This window comes from Bacillus cereus group sp. BfR-BA-01524, assembly GCF_022662595.1.
GTDB classification, from domain to species: domain Bacteria; phylum Bacillota; class Bacilli; order Bacillales; family Bacillaceae_G; genus Bacillus_A; species Bacillus_A thuringiensis_S.
This window is the reverse complement of the sequence record NZ_JAKUDW010000116.1, coordinates 1-16,042: the sequence shown is the minus strand read 5'-3', so window position 1 is coordinate 16,042 and position 16,042 is coordinate 1. Positions and strand designations below refer to the sequence as shown.

Below are 16,042 nucleotides of genomic sequence, written 5' to 3'. Positions count from 1 at the left end.
AGGATGATCGACAAGAGGCTTGACAATCGTCTCGACTAACTTCTTCATAGTCATTGCCTCAATTACTTACCTTGTTTAGATAAGTGGAATTTCTCCATGATACCTTGGTTAGAGAATAAGTTACGAACTGTATCAGATGGTTTAGCACCATTTCCTAACCATTTTAATGCTGCTTCTTCGTTGATCTTAACTTCAGCTGGTTGAGCAACTGGATTGTAAGTTCCAATTTCCTCAATGAAACGTCCGTCACGAGGAGAACGAGAATCTGCAACAACTACACGATAGAAAGGAGTTTTTTTAGCTCCCATACGTTTTAAACGAATTTTAACTGCCATTTATAAAGCACCTCCGAATTTATTTCACACAGATAATTATATTAGCAAAAAGACTATTGCTTTGTAAAGTATTTTTTCTTAACAGAGCCATCTTTTTTCCTTACATGAATGGAAACTTCAATCCACCTAGTCCTTTTTTCTTGCCTTTTTGCATTCCCGTCATCGTCTTCATCATTTTTTTCATGTCATCGAATTGTTTGATTAGACGATTGATTTCTTGTACAGTTGTACCGCTACCTTTGGCAATGCGCTTTTTGCGACTAGCATTGATTATTTCCGGTTGTTCTCGTTCTAATTTAGTCATAGAACGAATAATTGCCTCAATATGCCCAATTTGTTTTTCATCAACTTGCGCATTTTTCAGCCCTTTAATTTTATTTGCACCAGGAAGCATTCCTAACAATTCATCAAGCGGCCCAAGTTGACGCACTTGTCCAAGTTGTTCTAGGAAATCGTCAAGCGTAAACGAAAGCGTACGCATTTTTTGCTCAAGTTCTTTCGCTTTCTCTTCATCAACTGTAGCTTGCGCTTTTTCAATTAATGTTAAGACATCGCCCATCCCTAAAATACGGGATGCCATACGCTCTGGATGGAACGCTTCAATTGCATCTAGTTTTTCACCCATACCAGCAAATTTAATCGGTGTGTTTGTTACAGCCTTAATAGATAATGCAGCACCACCGCGCGTATCACCATCTAATTTCGTTAATACAACACCTGTTAAACCTAACTGTTCATGGAAACTTTGCGCAACATTTACCGCGTCTTGTCCCGTCATCGCATCGACAACAAGGAAAATTTCATCCGGTTTCGCAACTTCTTTAACTTTCGCTAATTCATCCATTAGTTCTTCATCAATATGCAGGCGACCCGCTGTATCGATTAAAACATAATCGTGATGATCTTCTTTTGCTTTTGCAATCGCTTGTTTCGCAATTTCAACAGGACTTACTTGATCTCCTAAAGAAAATACAGGCATGTCCAATTGCTTCCCTAATGTTTCAAGCTGTTTAATTGCTGCTGGACGGTAAATATCCGCTGCAACAAGCATCGGTTTACGATTATGCTTTTTACGAAGCAAATTCGCAAGCTTACCTGTCGTCGTCGTTTTACCCGCACCTTGCAGACCAACCATCATAATAACAGTCGGTGGCTTATTAGCAACAGCAATTTTGCTTTGCTCTCCGCCCATAAGTTCTGTAAGTTCTTCCTGTACGATTTTAATTACTTGTTGTCCAGGTGTCAAACTTTTCATTACATCTTGTCCGACAGCACGCTCAGACACACGCTTTATAAAATCTTTTACTACTTTAAAGTTAACATCTGCTTCTAAAAGAGCCAGACGAACTTCTCTCATCATTTCTTTCACATCGGCTTCAGAAACTTTTCCTTTGCCGCGGATTTTTTGCATTGTCTGTTGAAGTCGGTCGGCTAATCCTTCAAATGCCATATTGCCGCCCTCCTAATCTAATTTTTCGATAGCTTCAACAACTTGTTTCATTTCTTCATTCACATGCTCTTCTTCGCTGATTAGCTGTTTTAGCTTTGCAACAAGTCGCTGTCGCTCTTGAAACTTTTGAAGTAATACTAATTTATCTTCATATTCTTCAAGCATCGCTTCAGTCCGTTTAATGTTATCATACACGGCTTGGCGACTTACATCAAATTCTTCCGCAATTTCACCAAGAGATAAATCATCTAGATAATAAAGCGACATATAACTTCTTTGTTTTTGCGTTAACAACGATTGATAAAAATCAAATAAATAGTTCATTCTCGTTGTTTTTTCGAGCATGTTGGATCATCCTTTGTTAAGTGATTTCCCTTTACATGAATTAGTTTACATGGAGTACAAAAGAGTGTCAAGTTTTTTTCTTAACATCATATATTTTTATAGAAAAAGAAGCGGAAATACCGCTTCTTTCGCTTATACTTCTTCTGTTTCTACTAAGTTCGCAAATAAACCATACACATATTGTTCTGGATCAAACTGCTGCAAGTCATCCATTTGCTCTCCTAATCCAACAAACTTCACCGGTACATCCATTTCGTTACGAATCGCTAATACAATACCACCTTTAGCAGTTCCATCTAACTTCGTTAAAACAATACCAGTAACATTCGTCGCCTCGCGGAATGTTTTCGCTTGGCTTAAACCGTTTTGTCCTGTTGTTGCATCAATAACAAGCAATACTTCATGAGGAGCACCTGGTACTTCACGCTCAATTACGCGCTTCACCTTCTCTAACTCTTTCATTAAGTTGACTTTATTTTGCAAGCGTCCTGCTGTGTCACATAGTAATACGTCTACCTTACGTGCTTTCGCAGCTTGTACAGCGTCATACATAACCGCCGCTGGATCAGAGCCAGATCCTTGTTTAATTACTTCTACACCAACGCGATCGCCCCATACTTCTAATTGTTCAATCGCTCCAGCACGGAATGTGTCTCCTGCCGCTAATAGGACAGACTTACCTTCTGATTTAAACTTATGTGCCAGTTTACCAATTGTCGTCGTTTTTCCTACACCGTTAACACCAACAAATAAAACAACCGTTAATTGGTCCTCTTGCATATTAATTTCGTTACTAAAATCGCTGTCGCCTTTGTAAATTCCTACTAACTTTTCTGAAATAACAGCTTGTACTTCTTTTGGATCTTGAATGTTACGGCGTTGCACTTCTTCTTTCAATTGATCAATTAATTCCATTACCGTCGCAACTCCGACATCTGCACCGATTAAGATTTCTTCTAGCTCTTCGAAGAAATCTTCATCCACTTTACGGTAACGATACACTAAATCATTCACTTTATCCGCAAATGAATTTCTCGTTTTTTCTAATCCTTGTTTAAATTTCTCAGTAACTGTATCCGTTTGTTTTGAAATTTTTTCTTTTAGTTTTTTAAAAAAACTCATACTTTCCCGTCCTTTCTATTCACTTGTAATAAGTTCTTCCCCGTCATCTAAACGAACCGAAACAAGTTTAGATACCCCTGATTCTTGCATTGTTACACCGTACAACACATCAGACTCTTCCATTGTACCTTTTCTATGTGTAATTACAATAAACTGCGTCTCATCACTGAATTTCTTTAAATACTGTGCAAAACGAGCTACATTCGCCTCATCAAGGGCCGCCTCTACCTCATCTAGTACACAGAACGGTACTGGGCGCACTTTTAAAATACCAAATAAAAGCGCAATTGCCGTTAAAGCACGCTCTCCACCTGAAAGTAAACCTAAGTTCTGCAATTTCTTCCCTGGCGGTTGCGCTACAATATCAATACCCGTATTTAGTAAATCCTCTGGATTGGTCATTACTAAATCCGCTCTACCGCCTCCAAATAATTCAGAGAATACCGATTGAAATTCCATTCGAATGCCTTCAAACGTAGTAGAAAAGCGTTTTTTCATTTCTTCATCCATTTCGGTAATAAGCTGGTGCAATGTCGTTTTCGCTTCTTCTAGGTCGTCTCTCTGCTCTAGTAAGAATGTATGACGCTCCGCTACACGTTCATATTCATCAATTGCCCCTAGGTTCACTGTACCTAACTCTTCTATGGATAATTTAATTAATTTTACTTTCTTACGTGCATCTTCTGCAGGCATTGTCATTGTATATTTTAGTTTTGCTGCTTCAAATGAAATCGTATATGTTTCACGCAAATGTTGTAATCTATTTTCCAACTCGACATCAAGTCGGTTTATTTTCACTTCTTGATCTTTCAACATTTCAAGAATATATTTATGTTTACCTGTCGTTTCTTTCAAATCGCGTTCTAAATGTTCTACTCTCTCTTGCAACGATATACGTTGTTCACGACGAGAGCGAATTAACTCTGAAGTTTGATTACGATCATACGCTTTCTTCTCAATCATATTCGTAATTTGCTCTTCACCACTTGAATTAGATGTCATTTCTTGTTTTAAGAACGCTAAATCCTCTTTCGTTTTTACAAGTGTCGCATCCGTTTCTTCTTTTTCCTTCGTCAATCGTTCAACTTTTTCTTTTTGATTAGATAAGCGTTGTTGCTTTTCAGCTACCAGTACTTTTAACTCAGTCATTTCTTTTTGAACTTTTTCTTTCGAAGAATGTTGCTCACTTTTTTGTTTTGTTAAAGCTACAATTTTACTATCTAACTCAGTGATATCAGCTTGAAGATTCGTTAAAATCCCTTCTAACTCCTCTTTACGCCCTTGTATTTTTACTCGATCTTGTAAAAACCCTTCAATCTCTAAATCATAAATAGATAAGCGGTCATTAATACGATGTTCTTCTAATTCTAAACGATTAATCTCTTCTCTTAATTTCTGCTCATCTACACGCTCTGCTTCTACAGTTTGCCTTAGTTCGCGTATTTTCACTTCTTTTTCTTGAATCTCTTGTTTTACTGCTTTAACAAAGTTTTCTAACTTCGTTGTTTTTTCTTCCATATCAGTTAACTTGCGAGTCCACTCTTCTAGTTCACGTTGGCGTCCTAATAAAGAAGATTTCGCTTGTTTTACCGCCCCACCAGTCATAGAACCGCCAGGATTCACTACGTCACCATCGATTGTTACAATGCGATAACGGTATTGCAGTTGTTTCGCTAACTCATTTGCTCCGCGTAAATCTTTCGCAACAATAACAGTTCCTAATAAATTTGAAACTACATTTTCATATTTATTGTTGTACTGCACAAGTTCTGCCGCCACACCTACAAACGATGGGTGTTGATTTACAATACGTAATTGCTCAAATGATAACGATCTGCTTTTAATAACAGCTTGCGGTAAAAACGTTGCACGTCCATGTTTATTTTGCTTTAAAAATGCAATCGCATTACGAGCATGTTCCTCTGTTTGTACAACAATATGCTGCATTGCTGCACCTAGAGCGATTTCCATTGCAACTTCATATTCTTTCGGTACCGTTAACAGTTCCGCAACAGCACCCTCGATACCTTGCAACCTATTTTCTCTAGCTTTCAATACTTCACGTACACCTTGATAGAAGCCAGAATAATCTTCTTGCATCTCTTCAAGCATTTCTTTTCGAGAACGTGCCTGTTGCACAAATTGATATGCTTGATACAGTTTTGTTTCATTTTCACTATACTGCGTCTTACATTTCCCAAGCGCCGCCTCTGTCTTCTGTATGTTCGAGATAATGCCAGCTACTTTTTCTTTCACTTGTTCGTAACTTTCTACAAGTTTCGTCTTTTTCGCTGTAATTTCCATACGCATTTCTACATATTTCGCATTTTCTTCATCCAGACGCTCGTTTTTAGACGTTTGCTGTTTAGATTGTTCTTCGATCATAGATAATTCATTACGATGACTAGCTTGTTGATTTAAAAGTTCAATATAGTCACCTTTTAAATTCTCAATCTGTTCCTCTAAATTGTCAGCAAAAGTAGCAAGCAATTGCTCATTATCATGCAATTTTTGCTCCAACTCTTTTACTTCATTCACAAATTGCATTAAAGCTTCTGTACTTGACTCAATTTCACCATCATAACTTTTAGCTTTCTCTGTTAATTCAACAATTAACTGCTCAAGTTGCGCACAATGCGTCGTAGCATTTTGCTTTCTCTCTTTTAGCAACTCACGCTGCCCTTCTAGTTTTTCTAGCTCTTTACTAGAAAGAAGAAGTACTTCTTGTAACGAGTCTACAGACTCATCTACGGCTTGTAATTGTCCTCGTAATTCCTCAAGCTCTTCTTCACTTTTTTGTAAATTCGTTGACATTTTAACTTCTTCGTTTTTATTATGCCCAAACTGATTTCGAAGCGCTTCCCATTTCTCATGCAATTCTTCAATTTCATGGACAATAAGCGCCGCTTCTACTTTCTCTAATTCTTCTTTATTTTCGAGATAATCTTTCGCAATAGAAGCTTGTCTTTCTAAAGGTTCTACTTGACTACTTAATTCATGAATTATATCTTGTACACGATTTAAGTTTTCTTGTGTTTCTGCTAATTTCCCTTCAGCTTTCTTTTTGCGAAGTTTGTATTTCAGTACACCTGCCGCTTCTTCAAATACACCTCGACGCTCTTCTGACTTACTACTTAAAATCTCTTCCACTTTCCCCTGGCTAATAATTGAAAAAGCTTCTCTTCCCATACCAGAGTCCATAAATAAATCGATAATATCTTTCAATCTACATGATTGTTTATTAATATAAAAATCACTATCACCTGAACGAGATACACGACGTGTTACACACACCTCATTGTATTCAATTGGTAACCGTTGATCTTCATTATTTAAAGTTATTGTTACTTCAGCAACATTAACTGCTCTCCTCGTATCACTACCTGCAAAAATAATATCCTCCATCTTTGCACCACGTAATGATTTTGCAGATTGTTCACCAAGTACCCAGCGAATTGCATCAGTAATATTACTTTTCCCGCTTCCATTAGGTCCTACTACAGAAGTTACACCTGGGACAAAGTCAACAGATACACGCTCAGCAAAAGACTTAAACCCTGCTATTTCTAATCTTTTTAAAAACACGAAAGGCCTTCCTCCTATTCTCCGTCGTTATAAATGTTCTCTATACAAAAACAAGCTATTATACGGATTTACTTTCTTTTTATTTACAAAAAAAAGAAAGTTTCATTCTATGCATAAGGAATCCCCCTCATTCAAAGGGGGATTCCTTATAGTTGTTCTTTTAATTTTTTTAATGCTTCTGCAGCAGCTTGTTGCTCTGCTTCTTTTTTCGACTTACCACTACCAAGACCTAAAGCTACGTTATTTAACGTAACACGTGACACAAATTCTCGATTGTGAGCTGGTCCTTTTTCTTGCAAAATTTGATACTCAACATTACCACTACCATCACGCTGAATCAATTCTTGCAACTGACTCTTATAATCCATCACATGAGAAAAAGCACCTTCATTAATTTTCGGATATACAATTTCTTTTAAGAATTCCCAAACTGTTTCTAGCCCTTGATCAAGATAAAGGGCACCAATAAACGCTTCAAAGACATCCGCTAATAAAGCTGGTCGTTCACGTCCACCTGTCATTTCTTCACCTTTTCCTAATAAAACTAGGCTACCAAATGACAATTCGTTCGCAAAACGAACAAGAGATGGCTCACATACAATAGCTGCACGTAGTTTTGTTAACTCTCCTTCGCTCATTGTCGGATATTTTTGAAACAGATACTGCGATACAGTTAGTTCCAATACTGCATCTCCAAGGAATTCAAGACGCTCATTATCTTCATGCGGTTTTTTTCGATGCTCATTCACATACGATGAATGCGTAAATGCTTGAATCAATAATTTTTCATCAGTAAACGTAATACCTATCTTTTCTTGAAATACTTTAAATGCTTCACGATATTTTGTTTCGTATTTTTTTTCTCTATGTTTTCGGTACGGCATAGGTCCCTCCAGATATAAGCCGAGAAGCCCCGCTAAAAAACGGGACTTCACTTAAGCATTATAGATGACTCTCTATGTAAGTCACAGCATCACCAACAGTAGCAATCTTTTCAGCATCTTCATCAGAAATTTCCATTTCGAATTCATCTTCCAATTGCATTACAAGTTCTACTACATCTAGGGAGTCTGCGCCTAAATCTTCTTTAAAGCTCGCAGCTGGTACTACTTCAGTTTCTTCTACACCTAAACGATCAACGATGATTTTTGTTACACGCTCTAAAACATCTGCCATTCCATTCACCTCCCCTCAAATATTATATTAAATATTGTCCAAAAAAACTAGTTGAAATCGATTCTTTTATTACATTACCATTCCGCCATCAACATTTAGCGTTTGTCCTGTAATATATTTGCTTTGATCAGAAGCGAAAAATGTTACAGTATTTGCGATATCTTGTGCTTCACCAAACTGAGCTGCAGGAATTAACTTTAACATTTCAGCTTTTATATTTTCATCTAATACATCCGTCATATCAGTCGCAATAAACCCTGGAGCAATTGCATTCACTGTAATATTTCGGCTCGCTAATTCTTTCGCTGATGTTTTTGTTAATCCAATTACACCAGCTTTAGCAGCTACATAATTCGCTTGTCCTGGGTTTCCTGTTACTCCGACAACAGAAGCGATATTAACAATACGTCCATGACGTTGACGCATCATATAACGAGATACTGCCTTCGTACATAAGAATACACCTTTTAAGTTTGTATTAATAACTGTATCCCATTCTTCTTCTTTCATACGCATTAATAAATTATCTTTTGTTACACCAGCATTATTTACAAGAATATCAACTTGTCCAAATGTATCTACTGTTTGTTTCACCATATTTGTAACATCATCAGCATTTGCAACGTCTGCTCTTACTGCAATTGCATCCGAACCTAATTTCTTAATTTCATCAACTACTTCATTTGCTTTTTGTTCATTACCAGCATAATTTACTACTACATTTGCCCCTTGTTTCGCTAAATCGATCGCAATCGCGCGACCAATTCCACGTGAAGCACCAGTTACTAATGCTACCTTCCCTTTTAACATCAGTTTTCTCCTCTCAAATTTGAAATGGTATCTTTTAATGTCTCTTCATCGTATATCGCATATGCTTTCACTGATGAATCAATTGACTTCATAAGTCCAGCAAGTACTTTTCCAGGTCCAATTTCAATAAATGTATCTACTCCCTGCCTCACCATACATTCAATAGACGGGTACCATAATACAGGCGAATAAAGCTGTTCGATTAACTTTTCTTGAATGTCTGCACCACTTGTAATAACATCCGCCGTAACATTTGCAATAACAGGAATATTCGTGTCATGAATTGTAATTTCATTTAAAACACTTTGGAACTTCTCAGCTGCCGGCTTCATAAGTGACGAATGGAATGGCCCACTTACTTTTAGTGGAATTGCTCTCTTTGCACCATTTTCTTTCGCTCTTTGAGAAGCAATCTCTACTCCTTGCTTCGTTCCAGAAATCACAAGTTGCTTCGTACTATTCATATTAGCGATTTGCACTGCATATCCTTCACTTGTTACTTCTTCTGTAACTTGTTTCAGCATATGTGGATCAGCACCTAATATAGCCGCCATTGCACCTTCCCCGCCTGGAACAGCTTCTTCCATATATTCCCCGCGTTTCCTTACAGCATATACAGCATCTTCAAAAGTTAATGCACCAGCCGCTACAAGAGCGCTATATTCACCTAAACTATGACCAGCGACAAAGTCAGGTGTAATGTCATACTCTTTTAAAGCTGTCAAAACAGCAAAACTCGTTGTTAATAATGCAGGCTGCGCATTTGTTGTTAATGTAAGCTTTTCCTGCGGCCCTTCAAAAATCACTTCCGAAAGTGAATCTTGCAACACCTCATCTGCTTTTGCAAACACTTTTGCAACCTCTTTATTATTCTCTGCTAATTGTTTACCCATTCCAACTGCCTGTGAACCTTGGCCCGGAAAAAGAAATGCTATTTTTCCCATTTCAAATCCTCCTCTTATTGGAGTGGCTCTTTCTCCATTACGTTTGAAATCGTAGGAATTACTTCTTTCGCTACCATTTCTCTCGTTTGACGAATCGCACTAAATATCGACTGGTCATTAGAAGAACCGTGAGCCTTAATGACAGGTGCTTTCAATCCAAATAATGCAGCTCCCCCATACTCCGAATAATCCATTTTATCTTTTAATACCATAAGTTTTGGCTTTAATACTGCCGCTGCTAATTTACTCGTAAACGAACTCATTAGTTGTTCTTTCAACATAGAGAATAGCGCAAGTGCTGTTCCCTCTAATGATTTCAACGCTACATTCCCTGTAAAACCATCACATACAACAACATCTGCTACACCTTGCAATAAATCTCTTGATTCAACGTTCCCAACGAAATTAATTGGCGCATCCTTAAGCATTGCAAATACTTGCTTTGAAAGCTCGTTTCCTTTTCCATCCTCTGTTCCAACGTTTAATAGTCCAACGCGAGGATTTTCAATTCCTCTTACCTTCTCAGCGTAAACAGATCCCATTACTGCATATTGATATAAATGAATTGGTTTTGCATCAACATTTGCTCCAACATCTAACATAACAAAACCTTTTCCATCAACAGTTGGCATTGTAGGTGATAAAGCTGGTCGTTCAATTCCTTCCATACGACCGACAACAAATAATCCAGCTGCCATTAAAGCTCCTGTACTACCTGCGGATATACAAGCGTCTGCTTCTCCATCCTTTACTTGCTGTGCCGCAAGTACCATTGAAGCCTGCTTTTTTCGACGAACCGCTCTTACTGGTTCCTCCGTCGATTCTATTTTTTCGTCTGTATGAAGAATAGTAATTCGTTCATCACTCGTTAAGCATTGACGAATTTCCTCTTCTTTCCCTACTAACGTAATATGTAAATCAGAATATTCCTTAATAGCTTTCATTGCCCCTAATACTACAGCCTTTGGAGCGTGATCTCCACCCATTGCATCTATTGCGATTTTCATAAGTTGTTACCTTCCTCACTATAATTACTAGATCGATACATTTCAAAAGTGCCTGTAAAAACAAGTTCTTCTCCAACGAAGCTACGCACTTTGACAACCGTCCGTCCCTTATCATTCTCTACATCTTCAACGCGCGCTTTTGCAACAACACGCTCTCCTAATTTTACAGGCCGAATGTATCGAATGGTAGACTTTGCAGTTAAAGCTAATTCTTCATCAATAACCGCAACAGCTAGTGAGTTTGCTTGCGCAAACAGATGATGCCCACGGGCAATTTGATTTCTTTTAAATACATGTTCTACCTTCACTTCAAAGATAGAGATTGCATGTCTATCTAATTCAATGTCAATAATTTCTCCAACAACCTCTTCTAGCGGTAAAGATTTTACATCTTCTTCATGTTGCTTTGTAGCTACATGTTTAATTCTCTCTCTTAATTCAGGAATAGACAATTCCATGCGATCAAGTCGTACTGTTTGTATACTCACTTGAAATTTTTCCGCTAAATCTTCATCCGTAATAAAAGGATTTGATTCGATTGTTTGTTGTAATAACTCTTGTCTTTCTTTTTTACTTCTTCTTTTTTTCATACCGCACCATCCATTTTTATGACTAGGTACTAACAGTAGTATATAATCATTAAAAGTAGAATGCAACAAAAATTTTTGTTGACTCCCTTTAATCGAGCTTCTCTCCTTGGAACACACCTGTCCCATCAAGATACGTACGCAAGGCAGCGTACTGATCATTGTGCCAAAACGCTTCTGAATCTACTAGTATCGCCGCATCTTGCCTTGCTGTTTCTAACGCTCGATAATCGTGTACCATGTCAGCAACCTTAAATTCTGGTAAGCCACTTTGCTTACTCCCAAAGAAATCTCCAGGACCTCGTAATTCTAAATCTTTTTCTGACAATACAAATCCATCATTTGTTTCAGTCATTATGCGCATTCTTTCTTTTCCTGTTTCCGATTTAGGGTCTGCTATTAATAAACAATATGATTGTTCACTACCACGCCCGACACGTCCTCTAAGCTGATGAAGCTGCGATAAACCGAAACGTTCTGCATCATAAATAACCATCACAGTCGCATTCGGTACGTTCACACCCACCTCAACAACTGTTGTCGATACAAGAATTTGCACTTTATTTTCACTAAACTGTCCCATTATCTCTTCTTTTTCCTGAGACGATAATCTCCCATGCATCAATCCAACTTGGCATTTCCCTTGGTAATGATGCGTCAACATACTATGTAAGTCGATAGCATTTTGCACATCAAGTTTCTCAGATTCTTCAATTAGAGGACAAATAACGTATGCCTGTCTTCCTTTTTTTATTTCCTTCTCAACAAAACCGAGGACGCGATCTAACATATCATGTTTTGCCCAGTATGTTTCAATCACCTTTCTACCTGCTGGCATCTCATCGATTATCGAAACATCCATCTCTCCAAATGCAGTAATTGCAAGCGTACGCGGAATTGGTGTCGCTGTCATAAATAATACATCTGGACTTTCACCTTTCTCCCGTAAAACTCGGCGCTGCGCTACACCAAATCGATGCTGTTCATCTGTAATAACGAGACCCAACCTATGAAATATAACTTCATCTTGAATTAAAGCGTGCGTTCCAACAAGAATATCTATTTCTCCTTGTTCTAACTTCGCTAAAATTTCTCGGCGTCTCGCACCTTTAACAGAACTTGTTAGCAGTTCCACTTTCATACCAAAATGCGAAAACGTTTCAGCAAGCGATTGATAATGTTGCTCAGCTAAAATTTCTGTAGGAACCATTAAAGCACCTTGATAATGAGCTAATTTCGATGCATAAAGGCCAATCGCAGCAACAACTGTTTTCCCAGAACCAACGTCACCTTGTAATAGTCGGTTCATCCGATAAGGGGATGTCATATCTTTTAAAATTTCATCTACAACTCGGCGCTGCGCACCCGTTAACGGAAACGGCAGTGCATCGATAAATTCTTGTAATTCTACTGACGAAATCTCTTTCTTCGTCCCTTTTGAATTTTCCCTCTCCATTTTCCTCAGCGTTTGCATTTTCAGCTGAAACAAGAAAAATTCCTCATATACAAAACGGCGACGCGCTTGCTTTAAATCCTCCTGTCCTACCGGAAAATGCAAGGCCCTAAGTGCTTCATATCTTGGTAATAATTTATATCGACCTAACAAACCATCCGGTAACACTTCGACTATAGAATCTCCATATTCCTTTAACGCTTGAGCAATAAAACGACGCATCTGTTTTACTGTAAGTTTCCCCTTTACTGAGTAAACAGGCTCCACTTCTTGTTGACGTACAACTGGCCCAAAATGAAGTTCTGATACAGCAATTGTTTGACGATGTTGATCCCATTTACCAGTAATCGTTACCGTTTCATCTAACGTTAATTTTTGCTTATAGTAAGGCCTATTAAAACATACCGCCGTAATTAAATAACGACCGACGAGAACACGAACTGTTAGACGCGATTTCTTCTTACCATAATATTGCAGCAAAGGAGCACTATGAACCTTCCCTTCAACCGTTACACGTTCATCATGCTTTACTTCAGCAAGATCTTTCATTGCATAATCTTCATAACGGTACGGAAAATGTTCTAATAGATGCGAAACTGTATAAATCCCCATCTCATGTAGTAATTCAGATGTTTCTCCTCCGATCCCCTTTACATCCGTAACAGGAACTTGTACAACATCATTCAAGATTCTCACACCCCGTCACATTATTTTCTTTATTGCATTCTATTTGAGTATCAATTAGCATCTGTAATCGCTCTCTTTCACCTTATATATTCTATCATAGGCATTCTAAGAGAAACTACTCAAATCCCTTATATAAAACAAGTAAAAAAGAGCCTCACTATTAGCAGCAAGGCTCTTTTCTCTCTTCAATATGCTAGCCTTTTGAATAAAAACTAGTAATAAACTTCATATTACTACTTCTTATCCATTAGCAAGTAAGTAATCCATTTATTTTCAAAACGAATCTTATCTTATTCTACAGAGAAGATGAAAGAATACACTGGTTGGTTTCCAGCATGCACTTCTACTTCTGCATCTTCAAATTTCTCTTCTACAAATTCAACTAACTCCGCTACTTCTTCGTCAGTTGCATCTTCACCTTGTAGAATCGTTACGATTTCAGAATCTTCATCAATAAGCGCTTCTAGTAATTGCTTCGCAGCTCCTACTTTTTCAGCATTTGTAGATACAATTTTCCCATCTGCAATACACATGAAGTCATCTTTTTGAATTGCTACACCATCAATTTCCGTATCACGTACAGCATACGTAATTTGACCTGTTTTCACATGAGATAAAGCTTCTTGCATGTTTTCTTCATTCTCTTCTAACGTTCCAACTGGGTTAAATGCTAACATTGCTGCCATACCTTGAGGAACTGTTTTCGAACGAACAACAATAACTTCTTGATCTACAACTGATGCCGCTTGTTCTGCTGCCATTACAATATTTCCGTTATTCGGTAAAATAATGATTTTTTCAGCATTTGCTTCTTCAATTGCCTTCACGATATCCTCCGTACTTGGATTCATCGTTTGACCACCTTCGATAACTTTCGTTGCACCGATGCTCTCAAATAAAGTTTTAATACCAGACCCCATTGCCACAGTTACGATACCATATGGTTGTTTTTCTTTCGATTGAGCTGGTTGTTCAGGAACCATAGCAGGTTCATCTAATAAAGCAGTATGCTGTTCACGCATATTTTCTACTTTAATCTTAATTAAACTACCGTATTTTTGCCCGTAGTTCATAGCGTCTCCAGGATATTCTGCGTGGATATGAACTTTTACAATTTCATCATCAGACACAACTAGTAGAGAATCACCATATACACTAATATCTTCACGGAATTTTTGTTCAGAGAAATTATGCTCTTTCACCTTTTCAGCCTCTAATTTCACCATGAACTCCGTACAATATCCATACTTAATATCTTCTGTACTCAATTGGCTTTGTACACTACGGTGATGTTCTGCGCGTACCATCTCATTCATAGATGTTTGCGTCGGTGCATCAGAAGAAATCGTTTCTCCTTTTAAGTCAGCTAAAAATCCTTCGTATACCACTACAAGACCTTTACCACCGCTATCTACAACGCCAACTTGTTTTAATACAGGTAATAAATCTGGCGTACGATTTAACGATGCGTTTGCTTCTTTCACAACGTCTTCCATAAACAAAACAAAGTCGCGCTGTTTTTTCGCAACTGTTACTGCATATTTACCCGTTTCTCTTGCAACCGTTAAAATCGTTCCTTCAATCGGTTTCATAACCGCTTTATAAGCCGCCTCTACTCCAGCTTCTAGTGCTGCAGCAAAATCAACTGTTGTTAACTCTTCTTTTTGTTCAATGGATTTAGAAAAACCACGGAACAACTGAGATAGAATAACTCCAGAGTTACCACGAGCTCCCATTAATAATCCTTTGGCTAAACTTACGCCGACTTTACCAGCATGCTGTGAAGGATTTGCTTTCACTTCACGCGCACCTGAAGTCATAGATAAGTTCATGTTTGTACCGGTATCGCCATCTGGAACTGGAAATACGTTTAATGCATCAACAAGCTGAACATTATTTGTTAAATTATTCGCTCCTTGCATGATCATTTGTGATAAACGTTTTCCATCAATTTTTTGAATTGACACAGATTTTCCTCCTTAATGCACATTACAAGTTTATTACTTTAACTCCTTGTACGTAGATGTTTACAGAATCTACTGCTAGTCCTACAGTTTGATCTAATGTATATTTCACTTTCGTCTGCACATTATGTGCCACTTCTGAAATTTTCGTACCATAGCTCACAATAATATACATATCAATATGTACTTCATCTTCATCTTTACGAACAATAACACCTCTAGTGAAGTTTTCTTTTCGTAAAATGTCTGTTAATCCATCTTTTAACTGATTTTTTGATGCCATACCTACGATACCGTAGCAATCTACCGCGGCACCTCCAGCAATTGTTGCAATTACATCTGTACTAATATCAATTTGACCGTACTTCGTTTTAATTTCAATTGACATCTCGTTTCCCCCTTCATAAATGGTGAAAGTGAGCTAGACTACTTTAGTTACTATCATATAATCTTTTTAAAGAAAATTCCATCGTTCTTTCTTTTCACTCTCATATTTTATGTTTTAAATTACACTTTTTTATGATGAGCAAAATAGTCCATTGTTATTATACAACATGTACCACTATAATATGTCAAG

General features: G+C 37.7%; 14 protein-coding genes. All 14 read right to left on the bottom strand.

Translation table 11 applies throughout. The features are described 5' to 3' along the window. Window positions 1-62: 62 nt before the first annotated feature. The 14 genes from rpsP to MR170_RS26475 all read right to left on the bottom strand — a co-directional run bounded on the left by rpsP (window position 63) and on the right by MR170_RS26475 (window position 15,853). Window positions 63-335 (bottom strand): 30S ribosomal protein S16, encoded by a 273-nt coding sequence (gene rpsP / locus MR170_RS26540; RefSeq protein WP_000268750.1) that lies wholly within the window; start codon window positions 333-335, stop codon window positions 63-65. Between the two features lie 100 nt (window positions 336-435). Further along, window positions 436-1,785: a signal recognition particle protein gene (gene ffh, locus MR170_RS26535; RefSeq protein ID WP_002173106.1), complete on the bottom strand. Its 1,350-nt coding sequence runs from the start codon at window positions 1,783-1,785 to the stop codon at window positions 436-438. A gap of 12 nt (window positions 1,786-1,797) precedes the next feature. Next, complete coding sequence (locus MR170_RS26530) at window positions 1,798-2,130, bottom strand: putative DNA-binding protein (protein ID WP_000891061.1); 333 nt, start codon at window positions 2,128-2,130, stop codon at window positions 1,798-1,800. A 132-nt stretch (window positions 2,131-2,262) separates the two neighbouring features. Then, window positions 2,263-3,252 carry a signal recognition particle-docking protein FtsY gene (gene ftsY / locus MR170_RS26525; RefSeq protein ID WP_000007655.1) on the bottom strand — a complete coding sequence of 330 codons (990 nt, stop codon included), beginning with the start codon at window positions 3,250-3,252 and terminating at the stop codon, window positions 2,263-2,265. 15 nt (window positions 3,253-3,267) lie between these two features. Next, the gene (smc, locus tag MR170_RS26520) at window positions 3,268-6,837 is read right to left on the bottom strand and encodes a chromosome segregation protein SMC (RefSeq protein ID WP_242310005.1); all 3,570 of its coding nucleotides are present in this window, start codon (window positions 6,835-6,837) and stop codon (window positions 3,268-3,270) included. Between the two features lie 146 nt (window positions 6,838-6,983). Continuing rightward, window positions 6,984-7,721: a ribonuclease III gene (gene rncS / locus MR170_RS26515; RefSeq protein WP_016080522.1), complete on the bottom strand. Its 738-nt coding sequence runs from the start codon at window positions 7,719-7,721 to the stop codon at window positions 6,984-6,986. A gap of 58 nt (window positions 7,722-7,779) precedes the next feature. Continuing rightward, entirely contained in the window at window positions 7,780-8,013 is a 234-nt protein-coding gene (acpP, locus tag MR170_RS26510; RefSeq protein WP_000786062.1) for an acyl carrier protein, read from the bottom strand. A 69-nt stretch (window positions 8,014-8,082) separates the two neighbouring features. Next, window positions 8,083-8,823, bottom strand: coding sequence for a 3-oxoacyl-[acyl-carrier-protein] reductase (gene fabG / locus MR170_RS26505; protein WP_016080521.1), 741 nt, complete (start codon window positions 8,821-8,823; stop codon window positions 8,083-8,085). Beyond that, a complete protein-coding gene (gene fabD, locus MR170_RS26500; protein ID WP_242310002.1) occupies window positions 8,823-9,767 on the bottom strand; it encodes an ACP S-malonyltransferase in 945 nt (314 codons plus the stop codon). The genes fabG and fabD overlap by 1 nt, the downstream gene beginning before the upstream one ends. 14 nt (window positions 9,768-9,781) lie before the next feature. Beyond that, the gene (plsX, locus tag MR170_RS26495; RefSeq protein ID WP_242309999.1) at window positions 9,782-10,774 is read right to left on the bottom strand and encodes a phosphate acyltransferase PlsX; all 993 of its coding nucleotides are present in this window, start codon (window positions 10,772-10,774) and stop codon (window positions 9,782-9,784) included. Further along, window positions 10,771-11,364 carry a transcription factor FapR gene (fapR, locus tag MR170_RS26490; RefSeq protein WP_000747349.1) on the bottom strand — a complete coding sequence of 198 codons (594 nt, stop codon included), beginning with the start codon at window positions 11,362-11,364 and terminating at the stop codon, window positions 10,771-10,773. Before fapR ends, plsX begins: the two co-directional genes overlap by 4 nt. Before the next feature lie 88 nt (window positions 11,365-11,452). Beyond that, window positions 11,453-13,501 carry an ATP-dependent DNA helicase RecG gene (gene recG / locus MR170_RS26485; protein WP_029443119.1) on the bottom strand — a complete coding sequence of 683 codons (2,049 nt, stop codon included), beginning with the start codon at window positions 13,499-13,501 and terminating at the stop codon, window positions 11,453-11,455. 290 nt (window positions 13,502-13,791) lie between these two features. Further along, window positions 13,792-15,468: a DAK2 domain-containing protein gene (locus tag MR170_RS26480; RefSeq protein ID WP_242309995.1), complete on the bottom strand. Its 1,677-nt coding sequence runs from the start codon at window positions 15,466-15,468 to the stop codon at window positions 13,792-13,794. Between the two features lie 22 nt (window positions 15,469-15,490). Further along, complete coding sequence (locus MR170_RS26475) at window positions 15,491-15,853, bottom strand: Asp23/Gls24 family envelope stress response protein (protein WP_000021109.1); 363 nt, start codon at window positions 15,851-15,853, stop codon at window positions 15,491-15,493. Window positions 15,854-16,042: the final 189 nt, after the last annotated feature.

What these genes read in the sequence shown, in the direction of transcription:
- MR170_RS26530 (WP_000891061.1), bottom strand. Translation starts at nt 2,130, where the DNA reads ATGCTCGAAAAAACAACGAGAATGAACTATTTATTTGATTTTTATCAA.
- acpP (WP_000786062.1), bottom strand. Translation starts at nt 8,013, where the DNA reads ATGGCAGATGTTTTAGAGCGTGTAACAAAAATCATCGTTGATCGTTTA.
- fapR (WP_000747349.1), bottom strand. Translation starts at nt 11,364, where the DNA reads ATGAAAAAAAGAAGAAGTAAAAAAGAAAGACAAGAGTTATTACAACAA.
- rpsP (WP_000268750.1), bottom strand. Translation starts at nt 335, where the DNA reads ATGGCAGTTAAAATTCGTTTAAAACGTATGGGAGCTAAAAAAACTCCT.
- MR170_RS26475 (WP_000021109.1), bottom strand. Translation starts at nt 15,853, where the DNA reads ATGTCAATTGAAATTAAAACGAAGTACGGTCAAATTGATATTAGTACA.
- rncS (WP_016080522.1), bottom strand. Translation starts at nt 7,721, where the DNA reads ATGCCGTACCGAAAACATAGAGAAAAAAAATACGAAACAAAATATCGT.
- fabG (WP_016080521.1), bottom strand. Translation starts at nt 8,823, where the DNA reads ATGTTAAAAGGGAAGGTAGCATTAGTAACTGGTGCTTCACGTGGAATT.
- ffh (WP_002173106.1), bottom strand. Translation starts at nt 1,785, where the DNA reads ATGGCATTTGAAGGATTAGCCGACCGACTTCAACAGACAATGCAAAAA.
- ftsY (WP_000007655.1), bottom strand. Translation starts at nt 3,252, where the DNA reads ATGAGTTTTTTTAAAAAACTAAAAGAAAAAATTTCAAAACAAACGGAT.
- plsX (WP_242309999.1), bottom strand. Translation starts at nt 10,774, where the DNA reads ATGAAAATCGCAATAGATGCAATGGGTGGAGATCACGCTCCAAAGGCT.
- fabD (WP_242310002.1), bottom strand. Translation starts at nt 9,767, where the DNA reads ATGGGAAAAATAGCATTTCTTTTTCCGGGCCAAGGTTCACAGGCAGTT.